General features: G+C 71.5%; 10 protein-coding genes. All 10 read right to left on the bottom strand.

What is annotated here, in order from left to right; all coding sequences use genetic code 11:
- Positions 1–9: 9 nt before the first annotated feature.
- A complete protein-coding gene (locus EJV46_RS09970; protein WP_165585453.1) occupies positions 10–1,635 on the bottom strand; it encodes a squalene/phytoene synthase family protein in 1,626 nt (541 codons plus the stop codon).
- Positions 1,632–2,705, bottom strand: coding sequence for a glycosyltransferase family 2 protein (locus EJV46_RS09965; RefSeq protein ID WP_131548475.1), 1,074 nt, complete (start codon positions 2,703–2,705; stop codon positions 1,632–1,634). The genes EJV46_RS09970 and EJV46_RS09965 overlap by 4 nt, the downstream gene beginning before the upstream one ends.
- A 1-nt stretch (position 2,706) precedes the next feature.
- A complete protein-coding gene (locus EJV46_RS09960; protein WP_131548474.1) occupies positions 2,707–3,417 on the bottom strand; it encodes a lysophospholipid acyltransferase family protein in 711 nt (236 codons plus the stop codon).
- Positions 3,418–3,446: 29 nt separating this feature from the next.
- Positions 3,447–5,027, bottom strand: coding sequence for an NAD(P)/FAD-dependent oxidoreductase (locus EJV46_RS09955; protein WP_131548473.1), 1,581 nt, complete (start codon positions 5,025–5,027; stop codon positions 3,447–3,449).
- Complete coding sequence (gene crtI / locus EJV46_RS09950; RefSeq protein WP_131548471.1) at positions 5,024–6,568, bottom strand: phytoene desaturase family protein; 1,545 nt, start codon at positions 6,566–6,568, stop codon at positions 5,024–5,026. Before crtI ends, EJV46_RS09955 begins: the two co-directional genes overlap by 4 nt.
- A 170-nt stretch (positions 6,569–6,738) precedes the next feature.
- The gene (locus tag EJV46_RS09945; protein WP_165585452.1) at positions 6,739–8,343 is read right to left on the bottom strand and encodes an acyl-CoA dehydrogenase family protein; all 1,605 of its coding nucleotides are present in this window, start codon (positions 8,341–8,343) and stop codon (positions 6,739–6,741) included.
- Positions 8,340–9,461, bottom strand: coding sequence for an FAD-dependent oxidoreductase (locus tag EJV46_RS09940; protein ID WP_131548469.1), 1,122 nt, complete (start codon positions 9,459–9,461; stop codon positions 8,340–8,342). The genes EJV46_RS09945 and EJV46_RS09940 overlap by 4 nt, the downstream gene beginning before the upstream one ends.
- 200 nt (positions 9,462–9,661) lie before the next feature.
- The gene (locus tag EJV46_RS09935) at positions 9,662–10,594 is read right to left on the bottom strand and encodes a glyoxylate/hydroxypyruvate reductase A (protein WP_131548467.1); all 933 of its coding nucleotides are present in this window, start codon (positions 10,592–10,594) and stop codon (positions 9,662–9,664) included.
- Positions 10,594–11,043 carry a hypothetical protein gene (locus EJV46_RS09930; RefSeq protein ID WP_240782493.1) on the bottom strand — a complete coding sequence of 150 codons (450 nt, stop codon included), beginning with the start codon at positions 11,041–11,043 and terminating at the stop codon, positions 10,594–10,596. Before EJV46_RS09930 ends, EJV46_RS09935 begins: the two co-directional genes overlap by 1 nt.
- Positions 11,040–12,644 carry an ABC transporter ATP-binding protein gene (locus EJV46_RS09925; RefSeq protein ID WP_131548465.1) on the bottom strand — a complete coding sequence of 535 codons (1,605 nt, stop codon included), beginning with the start codon at positions 12,642–12,644 and terminating at the stop codon, positions 11,040–11,042. The genes EJV46_RS09930 and EJV46_RS09925 overlap by 4 nt, the downstream gene beginning before the upstream one ends.
- Between the last annotated feature and the right edge of the window lie 68 nt (positions 12,645–12,712).

Raw genomic sequence — 12,712 nt, 5'->3', positions numbered from 1 at the left:
ACGGGATGCTCACTTGCCCGTGACCGCGAAGACCGCCATGCGCAGCTTCTCCGATTTCGTCAGCCGCGCGCGGGCACGCGGCAGCGACCAGCCCTGGGCCAGCATGTGGTCGAGGATGCGGCGATAGCCCCACATCATCACGCGCGCCGGGCGCAGCGCCTCGACGTCATGGCGCGGCAGCAGCGCCTCGGCCTGGAGATAGCCGCCGGAGGCGCGGCCGGCGATCTCCTTGCAGATGCCGGCGAAAGCCGGATGCGCCACGATCATTTGCGCCGGACCGTCCGGGATGCCGGCCTTCCTCAGCACGCTGAGCGGCACATAGACGCGGTCACGCACCGCATCCTCGTCCACGTCGCGCAGGATGTTGGTGAGCTGAAATGTGTGGCCGAGCGCCAGGCCCCAGGCTTCGGCCTCGGGATCGCCGAAGATGCGGACGCTCATCGCACCCACGCTGCCCGCGACGCGGCGGCAGTAGAGGTCGAGCGCGGCCTCGTCGGGCAGGCGCACGCGGTCGCCGGCATCGGTCTCCATGCCGGCGATCATGGCGTCGCATTCGGCATACGGGATCTCGAAAGCCTCGCGCGCCCAGAGGAGCTCGCGCGAGAGGGCGCAGTCCGGCGTGGTCAGCTTCGCCCGCCAGCCGGCGAGGAGGCGGCGCTTCTCCGTCTCCGGCATCCGGCCGTCGGCGATGTCGTCCACCACGCGGCAGAAGGCATAGACGCCCCAGAGCGCCCGGCGGCGGTCGCCCTTCAGCGTCGCCATGCCACGCGCGAAGGAGGAGCCGGCGCGGCGCACGCGATCGGCCACCACCTCGGCGTCGGAGGGGGTCGGGAAGGGCGCGGCCAGGGCCTCGCGTGCCATATCCACCTTGCCCAGGGCCACGCGGCCGAGCACTGGATCCGCTCCCCGCAGCTTCGCCAGCAGCCGGCGCGCGAGGCCGAGGGTCATGGCCGACTGCAGCCGCAGGCGCCGCGAGGCGACGAGGCGGGGCAGGGCGGCGGCGCGGTCCAGCTGATCCTCCACACGGTCCAGCGCGGCGTCGAGGATCTCGCGGCGGCGCGTGTTGCCCGGCTCGAAGAAGGCGGCCTCGCCGCCGGCCAGGGCCAGCCAGGATTGCGGGAGGTAGACGCGGTCGAGAGTGTCCCGATCGGGCACCAGGTCCTGCAGGTGATTCAGGATCTGAAGGGCGGTGCAGAGCCCGTCCGCCGCATGCTTCGCCTCGGCGGAATGGGTGCCGTGCAGGCGCAGCAGCATGCGGCCCACGGGATCGGCGCTGTAGGTGCAGTAGTCCTCGAGATCGGCCCACTCGGCATAGCGGCGCTGTCCGGAATCCTGGCGGAAGGCCGAGAGCATGCGCCGCGCCTCCTCGGTGCCGACCCCCTCGCGATGCAGGTGCGCCGCAACGGCGAGCGACGTGGCCGGATCGTCCAGCGCGGCCTCCATGGCATCCAGCCGGGCGATCTTCTCCGCGGGCGGCAAGGAGGGGCTGTCGGCGATGTCGTCGGCCATGCGGACGAAGCGGTAGAAGGCCATCACCTGGGCGCGCACGGGCTTTGCCAGGATGAGCGAGGCCGTCGGGAAATTCTCCGTGTCGTGGTCCCGGTTCGGCGTCTCCGGGGCGGCCAGGTGGTTCATGCCCGCTTTGTGCCGGGATATGCGCGCCCTTTCCAGCCCGCCGGGTAGCCGAGGACGCCGCGGGCCAGCGCCGTCCATTGCAGGGCCAGCGCGACGAGGACGGTCAGCGGATGCAGGGGCACGGTCCACCAGGGCTCGCGCACGCGCCAGGCGATGGCGGTGCGGGCCGCGAGGCCCAGTAGGATCGCCGCGACCGCCTCGGGCGCGGGCAGGAGCGCCCAGGGCCAGAGATGCGCGCCCGCCAGCAGCACCGTCCAGACGGGAAGGCCGAGCGGCGTGGCCATGCCCTCGCGCGCGTTCTTGAGGAAGCCGGCCCAGGCCTCCGGGAAGCTCGCATACATGCGGCAATCGGCCAGCGGAGCGCCGTCCACGACCTCGGTATCGGCGCCGGCCCGGCGGAAGCGGCGGGCGAGGGCGATGGCGTCATGCAGCACGGCGCGGATGGCGGCATGCCCGCCGGCCCGCTCATAGGCGCCGCGCTCCACCATCAGCAGCTGCCCGCAGGCGGCCGCGAGGCCCGGATGGCGCGTGACGGCGCGGCCGCCGAAGGGCAGGTAGCAGAGCAGCAGGAAGTTGATGAAGGGAACGGTCAGCGCCTCGCCCAGGCTGCCGATGCGCTGGCGCGGGACGCCGCTCACCATCGGCGTCCCGCGCGCGGCCATGGCGGCGGCGGCATGCGGGGCGAGGCGGACATCGGCGTCGATGAAGAGCAGATGCGTGCCGGTGGCGGCCTCGGCCAGGCGGGCGCAGGCATGCACCTTGCCGGTCCAGCCGGGCGGCAGGGGCGGCGCCTGGAGCAGCCGGACGGCGGGGTACCCGGCGACGATGGCGGCGGTGGCGTCGGTGCTCCCGTCGTCGATGACCAGCACCTCGATCGCGCAGCCGGTGGAGGCCAGCGCGGCCTCCAGGCAGGCGCCGATATTGTCCGCCTCGTTGCGCGCGGGGATGAGCACGGAGACGCGCGTGCCGGCGGGCGGCGTGCCGCGCGCGACGGGCAGGCGGATCAGATTGATCAGGCCCAGGATGGCGGGCAGTAGCGCGAGCGCCAGGGCGACGTGGGCGGGCTCCATGTCAGCCCTGGCGCGCGCGCGGATCGTGGTCGGGGGCGAAGCGCCGCCGCTGCCAGAGCCCGTAGAGGCCGCCCATGCCGCGCCGGCCTTCCAGCATCACGCGGAAGCGGGCGGGATCGCGGCTGATGGCGTCGGCGGCGAGGCGGTCCATGGTCGCCGTCATGGCGGCGCGGATGCCGTCTTCGTCCGTGGCGGCGACGGGCGGCCCGAAGGCGATCAGCGTCTCGCCGCGCTTCTCCGTCCAATGGGTGTATTCGATGGCGAGAGGCAGGATCACCGCCTCGGGCGCGGCGGCCGGCAGGCGCGCGACGCCGGGCGCGAGAGGGACCGGGCGCTCGCGCGGATCGGCGAAACGGCCCGGGGCGTTCATCCAGAGGATGTGGCGCGGATCGGCCAGGACCGCCGCCACGGTCCGAAGGAAGCGCACGGCGCCGCGCGGGGAGTTCTGCTCCACGCCGAAGACGCCGAGCCGGCGCATGAAGCCGTATTTCTCCAGCGCGGCGGCGTCCATCGGCACGTAGCAGGGGCGGCCTGGAAAGAGGTGCCGCGTCACCAGCAGGACCAGCACGCCGTCCCACCATCCAGGATGATTCGCGAGGATGACGAGCGGCCGGCCCGGCGGCGCGAGGGGCTCGCCCCATCGCGCGATCCGCAGCGCCGAGAAGCTGCCGGCGAAATGCCGCCGGAAGGCCCAGTCGAAGAAGCGCAGCATGGCTTCCGATCGCCGGGGCAGCGGTTCCGTCACCCGAGCAGCTCGGCCTCGCGCCGGCCGGCCGCCTCCGCCTCCGGGGCCATGCCGCGCCCTCCGAGGTCGCGGTCCAGGCTGTCGGCGGCGATCCAGCCGCTCATCATCACCATGGGCATGCCGGGGCCGGGATGCGCCGCGCCGCCGGCGAGGTAGAGTCCCTTGACCTTGCGGCTGCGATTGCCCGGCTTGAAGGCGCCGGTGAAGGCGCCGTGCGAGGCGAGGCCGTAGATCGCCCCGTCCAGCACGCGGTAGCGCTCGTGGATGTCGACGGGCGTGAGGCGGCGCTCGACGACGATGCGCTCCTCGATGTCGTCCAGACCGGCGGTGCGCTTCAGCTTGTCGAGGATCTTCTGGCGATAGCCGGGGAAGAGCTCGTTCCAGTCGTGATGCGGGCGCAGATGCGGCGTGTGGACCAGCACATACAGGGACTCTCCCCCTTCGGGCGCGCTGGTGGGGTCGGTACCGGCCGTCGCGGCGAGATAGGCGGTGGGATCGGGTGCCGGCTCGCCGCGCTTGTAGATGGCGTCGAACTCCTCCTCCGCATCGCGCGAGAAGACGAAGTCGTGATGCGCGAGATGCTCGTAGCGGCGGTTCAGCCCGAGATAGAGCACCACGCCGGAGCAGGCCGGCTCGTAGCCCTTCTTCGCATAGGCCTCGCCCGCCGGGCCGCCGACCAGCTCCTTGTAGGTGCGGATCGCGTCCATGTTGGAGATCACCGCGTCGCAGCGGATGCGCTCGCCGGTGGCGAGCGTGACGGATGTCACCGCGCCCTTCTCGATGCCGAACTGCGCCACGTCGCTGTCGGGACGCAGCTCTACGCCCAGCTCTCCGGCGAGCTTCGCCAGCCCTTCCGCCACCGCGCGCGTGCCGCCGACCGGATACCACACGCCCTCGCTCGCCTGCATGTCGCCGATCGAAGACAGCACCGCCGGCGCGAGATAGGGGTTGCTGCCGACATACTGGCAGTAATGGTCCAGCATCTGCGCCAGGCGCTCGTCCGGCACATGGCCGCGGATCACCTTCGCGACCGTCTGGCCCATGCGCAGGGCCAGCACGTCCTTCAGCGTGTTCGGCGAGAAATTCCGCTTCACGTCGAGCGTGTCGCCGATGCCCTCCACCGACTTCCAGAAGAAGAACCTTTCGGAGACGCCGTGCAGGTGCTTCGAGACACGCTGGAACGTCCGGTAGCCGTCGCCCACGCCCGTGCCCGGCGCGAAGCCGTCCATGGCCTGTGCCATGGCATCCACATTCTCCATCAGGTCGATGCGCGTGCCGTCGTCGAAGAAGCAGCGCCATTGCGGGTCGAGCCGAATCAGCGGCAGCTCCTTCGTCTGGTCGCGGCGCGCCTCGGCGTAGATGCGGCGCAGGACGCGCGGCACGGTGAGGATGGTCGGCCCCATGTCGAAGCGGAATCGCCCCGAGCCGTCCGGGGCGTCGAGGAAGAGCTGCGCGGCCTTGCCGCCGAGCCAGGGGTTCTTGTCGAGCAGCGTCACGCGATGGCCGCGCGCGGCAGCGACGCAGGCCGCGGCGAGGCCGCCCAGCCCCGCGCCGACCACGACGACATGCGCGCTCATGCCGTCACCGGATGCAGCGTCAGCGCCAGCTCCTCTTGCACGAGCTTGGCGGTGATGCGCGCGCCCTCATAGATGACGGGCAGGCCCGAGCCGGGATGCGTGCCGCCCCCCACCAGATATAGGCCCTGCGTGTCGTTGAAGCGGTTGCGCGGGCGGAAGCTGAGCATCTGCATCAGATCGTGACTGAGATTGAAGGTGGCGCCATAGCCCACGGCGAATTCGTCCTGCCAGGATTGCGGGGTGACCATCCGCTCGTAGCGGATGCGCTGCTCGATGTCGTGCAGGCCCAGCGCCTTCAGCCGGTCCAGCGCGAGTCGCCGATAGCGGGGCGCCTCGGCCTCCCAGTCGCAGCCGTGCCGCAGGTTCGGCACCGGCACCAGCACGTAGAGCGCGGAGTGTCCTTCCGGCGCCATGCCGGGATCGGTGACGCAGGGATTCTGCACATAGATGCTGGGCGTGTCGGGCAGCTCGCCGGCCTGGATCTGGCGGATGTTGCGCTGGTATTCCTCGGCCAGCAGCACGTTGTGGTGCGCGAGCTGCGGAAACCTGCCCTCGACGCCGAGATAGAGCATGAAGGTCGAGCAGGAGTAGCGCGCCTTCGCGATCTTCCGGTCGGACCAGTCCTTGCGGATGTGGTCGGGCACCAGCCGGGGCACGGCATGCGCGAAATCGGCATTGAGCACGACGGCGTCAGCGGCGATGTGCTCGCCCCGGGCCTCGACGCCCACCGCGCGGCGGCCGGCGAAGGCGATCCGCTCGACCGGCGTGTCCAGCCGGATCTCCGCGCCGAGCCGCTCGGCCACGCGCGCCATGGCGTCGCTCACGGCGCCGCAGCCGCCGCGCGGATGGTACACGCCATGCTCGTATTCGAGAAAGCTCAGGATGGTGAAGAGCGAGGGGCATTTGAATGGAGACATGCCCAGGTATTTCGTCTGGAAGCCGAAGGCCAGCCGCACGCGCGGATCGGCGAAGTAGCGGCGCAGGTCCTGGTCCACCTGCCGGTGCGGGCGAAGCTGCGGCAGGCTCTTCATCACCCCCGGCACCATCATGTCGCGCCGGCGAAGGAAGGGGCGCTCGAGAAAGGGCCGGAAGATCTCCAGCTTGCGCCGGTTGTCGGCCATGAAGCGGCGCAGCCCCGCGACGTCGCCGGGCGCGAGGGCGGCGATGGCGGCCTCCATGCGCGGAATGTCGGAGGTGGCTTCGAGAGTCGCGCCGGGCTGCCCCTCGAAGATCAGCCGGTACTGTGGATCGAGGCGGATCAGGTCGACCTCCTCGTCGAGGTCGGCGCCGCAGCTCGCGAAGATTTCCTTCAGGATGCGCGGATAGAGGAAGAAGGTCGGGCCCAGGTCGAAGCGGTAGCCCTCCGGCGAGGTCAGCGTGCGCGTGCGCCCGCCGACCACGGCATCCTTCTCGAAGAGAGTCACCCGGGCGCCGGAGGCCGCCAGCTGCATGGCGGCGGCAAGCCCCCCAGGGCCTGCGCCGATCACGGCGACATGCGGCCGAAGGCGGCGCAGGGAGGGGGCGGGCAGCGGGGCGTTCATGCGGAGGCCTATATTGGGTTCACGACAGATGCGGTCGCGCGCTGAACGCGCAAGAGACCGCACGGATGCGGGAGCCGACTCCGCGCGCAAGAACTCTCGCTGCATGGGCTCTGGCGCGTTCGGACAGCAGGGTTCGCGCCCCGTCGATGACCACCCGGGGCGGCCATGCCCTAGGCTGCATCGGCAGGCAGCAGCGCCAGGAGCTCGGCCGCTCCCCGGATCTCCGAGCAATGCGCCTGGGCGCGCGGCAGCAGGCGCGCGCGATAGAAGTCGGCGATGGGCGCGTAACGATCGTCCAGCTTCGCCGCGCGGGCCAGCAGCGCGCCGCCCAGCACCCAGCCGCAGGCCTCGAGATAGGCGCTGGCGGAGGCCGCGGCCTCTTCCGGCGAGGCGGCCAGGATCCAGCTCGTCGCGACTTCCAGCGCGTCTAGCGCGGGCGCCAGCCGCATGTCGGCCGAGCGCGCCTCGGCCAGCATGCCGCGCAGGACGGCGCCCTGGTCGCGCGGCAGCTTGCGCGTGACGAGGTCGAGCGCCTGGATGCCGTTGGTGCCTTCGTAGATCGGCGCGATGCGGCTGTCGCGCAGCACCTGCGCGGCGCCCGTATCCTCCACGAAGCCCGTGCCCCCATGCACCTGCACGCCGAGATGGGCCGATTGCACGCCGCGCTCGGTGCACCAGGCCTTCACGATGGGGGTGAGCAAAGCGAGCCGCGCCTCGGCGGTCTCGTCGCCGAGCCTTGCGTGGTCGGCGGCGACGGCGGCATCCAGGGCGAGGAAGCGTCCGGCCAGCGTGACGGCGCGGATTTCCGCGAGCATGCGCGCGACATCGGGATGATGCGCGATGGGGCGGCCGCCCTGGACGCGCTGGGCCGCATAGGTCTCGGCGAGGTGCAGGGCCCGGGCGCCGGCGGCGACGCCCTCGATGCCGATCTGCAGCCGCGCATTGTTCATCATGGCGAACATGGCCGGCAGGCCCCGATGCGCCTCGCCGATCAGCTCGGCCTCGGCGCCCTCGAAGAGCATGAGGCAGGTGGGGGAGGCGTGGATGCCGAGCTTGCGCTCGATGCCGCCGCAGCGCAGCGCGTTGGGCGTGCCGTCCGCGCGCAGCGTGGTGGTGGCGAAGAGGCTGATCCCGCGCGAGCCGGCCGGCGCGTCCGGCAGCCGCGCGAGCACGAGATGCAGGCTGTTCGCGCAAAGGTCGTGCGCGCCGTAGGTGATGAAGATCTTCTGCCCCGCGAGCGCGTAGTGGCCGTTGTCCAGGGGCTCGGCCTTGGTGCGCACCGCCGCGAGGTCGCTCCCCGCCTGGGATTCCGTGAGGCACATGGTGCCGTTCCAGCGGCCGCTCACCAGCTCGGGCAGCCATTTTTCCGCCTGCTCCGGCGTGGCGTAGCGCTCCAGCAGCTCGATGGCGCCGGCGGTCAGCGTGGGGCACAGCGAGAAGGCCATGTCGGCGGTCGTCATGATCTCCTTCAGCGCGGCCCAGAGCGCGAAGGGCAGCCCCTGCCCGCCATGCGCCTCCGCCGCGCAGAGCCCCTGCCATCCGCCCTCGATCCAGGCCGCATAGGCGGCGCGGAAGCCGGGCGGGCAGGTGACGGCGCCATTCTCGAAGCGCGCGCCGATGCGGTCCGCCTCCAGCCGGCCGGGCTCGACCACCTCCATCGCGAATTTCCGCATTTCCTCGAGCAGCGCGGCGATGTCGCCGGCGCCCAGCCCCGCATCGGGCATGGCGTGGAGCTTCGTCAGCGCGAAATGGATGTCCTCGATCTGCGCCGTCATGCCGCCATCACCTCGTCGCCCGCGGCCCATGCGGGCAGGAACGCCTCCAGCTCCGGCTTCGCGATCGCCTCCGCGAGCCGCCTTCCCAGCAGCGCGCCGAACTTGAAGCCATGGCCGGAGAAGCCGGACATCACCCAGGCGCGGCGGGAGATCTTCTCCACCACGAAGCGTTCCTCCGGCTCGACATCGTAGAAGCAGGTCGCCGCGCCCAGATGGGCGAAGCGGTCCAGCGCGGGAATGCGCCGGCGCGCGAGCGCCAGGATGCGCTCAGCCTCGCGCGGATCGGGCGTGCGGTCGGGATCGTCCGGATCACCTTCCAGCGAGAAGCTGTGGTCGCCGATCTTGAGCGGCGTCCCGGCCACGGGCGGCACCATGTAGAAACCGCCGGACAGGTCGATGATCATGGGCGCGCCGGCGAAGCTTTCCGCCAGCTCCGGCGGCGGCGCGAGCCGCACCAGCACCTGCCTCGAGGCCGTCACGCGCTGGCCGATAGAGGGCAGGAGCCGCGGAATCCACGGGCCCGCCGCGACGACCAGCACCTCGGCGCTGCGCCGGCTGCCATCCTCCAGCACCAGCGACGCATGGGCGGCATCCACGCGCACGGCGCGCGCCGTCTCGATCACGGCGCCGCGCGCGACGACATGCCTCGCCAGCGCCGCCACGATGCGCTCGGCCAGAAGCACCCCGCCCTCGGGGCACCAGAAGGCGCCGGCGATGCCGTCCCCGGCGAGGTAGGGAAAGCGCGCCGTCACCTCGGGCGCGGAGAGGTCCGTCACGGCCCGGCCCTCGGCGCGCAGGGCGGCGCGGCTCTCGCGCAGCCATTCCCCGCCGGCCTCGTCGATCGCCAGCACGCCGGTCGGCACGTGCAGTACCTCGCCCAGATCGGCCCAGAGCTCGTCCCAGGCCGCATAGGCCGAATCGACCATCCGCATGTAGCCCGCCTGCGCGCCATAGGCGTGCCGGATCAGCCGGTGATGGTCCACCGAAGAGCCGCGCGGGTTGGGCGGCGGCGCCTGGTCGACCACCCGCACGGAATATCCCTCGCGCAGCAGCCCCCAGGCCGTGCAGAGCCCCATGATCCCAGCCCCGAGCACCAGGGCAGCCGGCCGCGTTTCCATCCGCCCATCCTGCCCGAGCGCCCGCGCCCATGGAAGCTCAACGCGATGGCATGTCGGACCCGCGCCGAGCCGCCAGAGGGAAGGCCGCCGGCACAGCCCAGCTCTGGAGTCGACATGGCCCGCCGCGACCTCCTCGCGGGCAGAGTTGGATGCCGGATCCGACGCCCATCACGCGGGGGTGAGCCGCGAGGCGCCTCGGATCAGTAGCCCGCGGAGAAATCCACCAGGTTGATCAGCTCGCGCCCTTCGCGCGCCCGGCGGAGATTCTCCACCACCTGCGGCGCCGCGCTCGACGGGATGGTGATGGCCGAGGCATGCGGCCAGACCAGCACGCGCGGATGCCCCCAGAAGGGATGCTCGGCCGGCAGCGGCTCCGGCTCGAAGACATCCAGCGCCGCCGCGGCGATATGGCCGGAATCCAGCGCCGCCAGGAGATCCTCCGCGACGACGTGCCCTCCGCGGGCCGAGTTGATGACGAAGGCGCCGCGCGGCAGCAGCGCCAGCGTGCGCGCGTTGATCACGCCGCGTGTCTGCGGCGTCAGCGGCAGGAGGCAGCAGAGGATGTCCGTCTGGCGCAGCATGGCGTCCAGCCCCTCGGTGCCGTGGAATCCCGTCACGCCCTCCACCTCGCGCGGGGTGCGCGTCCAGCCCGAGACCGGGAAGCCGAAGGAGAGCAGCGCCCGCGCCGAGGCCGCGCCCAGCTCGCCGAGCCCGAGGATGCCGATGCGGCGCCTGGCCGTGTCCGGCGCCGGCAGCTCCTCCCAGACGCGCTTCGCCTGAAGCGCGCGGTATTCCAGGTCCTGCCGGTGGAAGCGCAGCACGTTCAGCACGACGAACTCCGTCATGCCGGTGGTGAGGCGATGGTCCTTCAGCCGCGCGACCGGAATGCCCGGCGGCGGACCCGGCGGACGCAGCAGGTGGTCCACGCCGGCGCCCATCGAGACGATCAGCTTCAGGTTCGGATAGCGCCGCAGCTCCGCCATGTCGTGCTGGTTCCAGCAGACGGCGGCCTCGATGTCGGCGGGATCGCCGGCCTCGGGGAAGAGGCGGATTTCCAGCGAGGAATCCTCCGCCAGCAGCGCATCCCGCCAGTCGTTCATGGCGGCGGTCTTGGTGCAGAGCAGGATGGCCATCAGAAGATTCCGTGCAGGGAGCGGACGAAGGCGCGCCAGTCGTCGCGGCGCGTGGCCGCGCGCGCGGTGCCGTCGGGCAGCTTGGCGTAGAGACTCAGCATGCCGCGCGCCCACATCTGGTCGAAATGGGCGTCGCTCTCCAGCACATAGGCGGAGGAGCGGAGGAAGACCGCCTCGCGGATCTGCGGCAGGATCTTCCACAGCCACCAGGTGCAGCCGATCGCCAGGATCACGGCGCCGACATAGAAATGGATCAGCGCCGTCGCGGCGAAGGAGCTGACCAGGATGGCGCCCGCCGGCACGACATTCTCGGAGGTGCGGTACACCGGGCTGCCGGGCGAGTTCATCTTCCGGATGTGGATGCCGAGCTTCACGTGCTCGGCATCCATCAGCTCCTGCAGCTTCTGGCGCTCCTGGCCGGCCCAGGGATGGTCTTCGGTCTCGCTCAAGGCCCGCCCTTCTCCTCGGCCGCGCGCAGTTCGAAGGCGGCGGCCATCAGGGCGCGCGTATAGGGCTCGCGCGGGCTTTGGGTAAGGGTCTCGGCCTCGCCGGCTTCGACGATCCGGCCGTTCCTCATGACGATGATGCGGTGCGCCATGGCGCGCACCACGCGCAGGTCGTGGCTGATGAAGAGATAGGCCAGGCGATGTCGCTCCTGCAGGCCGCGCAGCAATTCCACCACCTGCGCCTGCACGCTGACGTCGAGCGCGCTGGTCGGCTCGTCGAGCACCACGAGGCGCGGCTTCAGCACCAGGGCGCGCGCGATGGCGATGCGCTGGCGCTGGCCGCCCGAGAATTCATGCGGGTAGCGCTCGGCCATGGCGGCATCCAGGCCGACCTCCTCCAGGGCCTGGCCGACGCGGATGGCCCGGCCGGCGGCATTGAGGCCGGGCTCGTGCACCGTCAGCCCCTCGCCGACGATCTCGCCGGCGTTCATGCGCGGCGACAGCGAGCCGTAGGGATCCTGGAAGACGATCTGCATGCGCGCGCGCAGCGGCCGCAGCTCGCCGCGCGAGAGGCCCTGGATGTCGCGCCCCTCGAAGCGGATGACGCCCTCGCTCCCCTCCATGCGGATGAGCGCGAGGCCGAGCGTCGTCTTGCCGCTGCCGCTCTCGCCGACGAGGCCGAGCGTCTCGCCCTCGCGCACCGAGACGTCCACGCCGTCCACCGCCTTCACCACTGCGACCGTGCGGCGCAGGAAGCCCTTGCGGATCGGAAAGTGGACGCGGATCTGGTCGCCTTCCAGCACCTCCACGGCATCGTGCGCGACGGGTGCCGGGCGGCCGCGCGGCTCGGTGGCGAGCAGCATGCGCGTATAGGGGTGCTTGGGGTCGGCGAAGACGGTCCCGACCGCGCCCTGCTCGACCACGGCGCCGTCCTTCATCACGACCACGCGGTCGGCATGGTGTCGGACGATCTGCAGATCGTGGGTGATGAGCAGCATGGCCATGCCGAGCCGCTTCTTGAGGTCGGTCAGCAGCTTTAGGATCTGCGCCTGGATGGTGACGTCGAGCGCCGTCGTGGGCTCGTCGGCGATGAGCAGCCTGGGCTCGTTGGCCAGCGCCGCGCCGATCATCACGCGCTGCCGCTGCCCGCCCGAGAGCTGGTGCGGATAGGCGGAGAGCCGCTCCTCCGCATTGGGCAGGCCGGCGCGGACCAGCGTGTCGATCACGGCCTTGCGCAGGACGTTGCCGCGCAAGGGCCGGTGGAGGGTGATGGCCTCGCCCACCTGCCGCCCGACGCTGTGCAGCGGGTTGAGCGAGGTCATGGGCTCCTGGAAGACCATGCCGGCCGTGCCGCCGCGCAGGCGTTGGAGCTCCGCCGCGCCGGCCTTCAGCACGTCCACGCCGTCGAGGGTGATGCGCCCTTCCGGGTTCGAGCCGGTATTGGCGAGGAGCTGGAGGATGGAGAGCGCGGTGACGGACTTGCCCGAGCCGCTTTCGCCCACCAGGGCCACCACCTCGCCTGGATCGACGTGGAAGGAGACGCCCTGCACCACGCGCTTGCCGCGGAAGGCGACCGAGAGGTTCTGGACTTCGAGCAAGCTCATCAACGCCCTCCCAGAATCCGGCCGCACGGCGGCCGGCGCCGCCCACGATCCTCAACGACCAGGCGCTC

Source organism: Roseococcus sp. SYP-B2431 (assembly GCF_004336745.1).
GTDB lineage: Bacteria > Pseudomonadota > Alphaproteobacteria > Acetobacterales > Acetobacteraceae > Roseococcus.
Note: the sequence above shows the minus strand (reverse complement) of the source record. Positions and strands in the feature narration are given on the sequence as shown.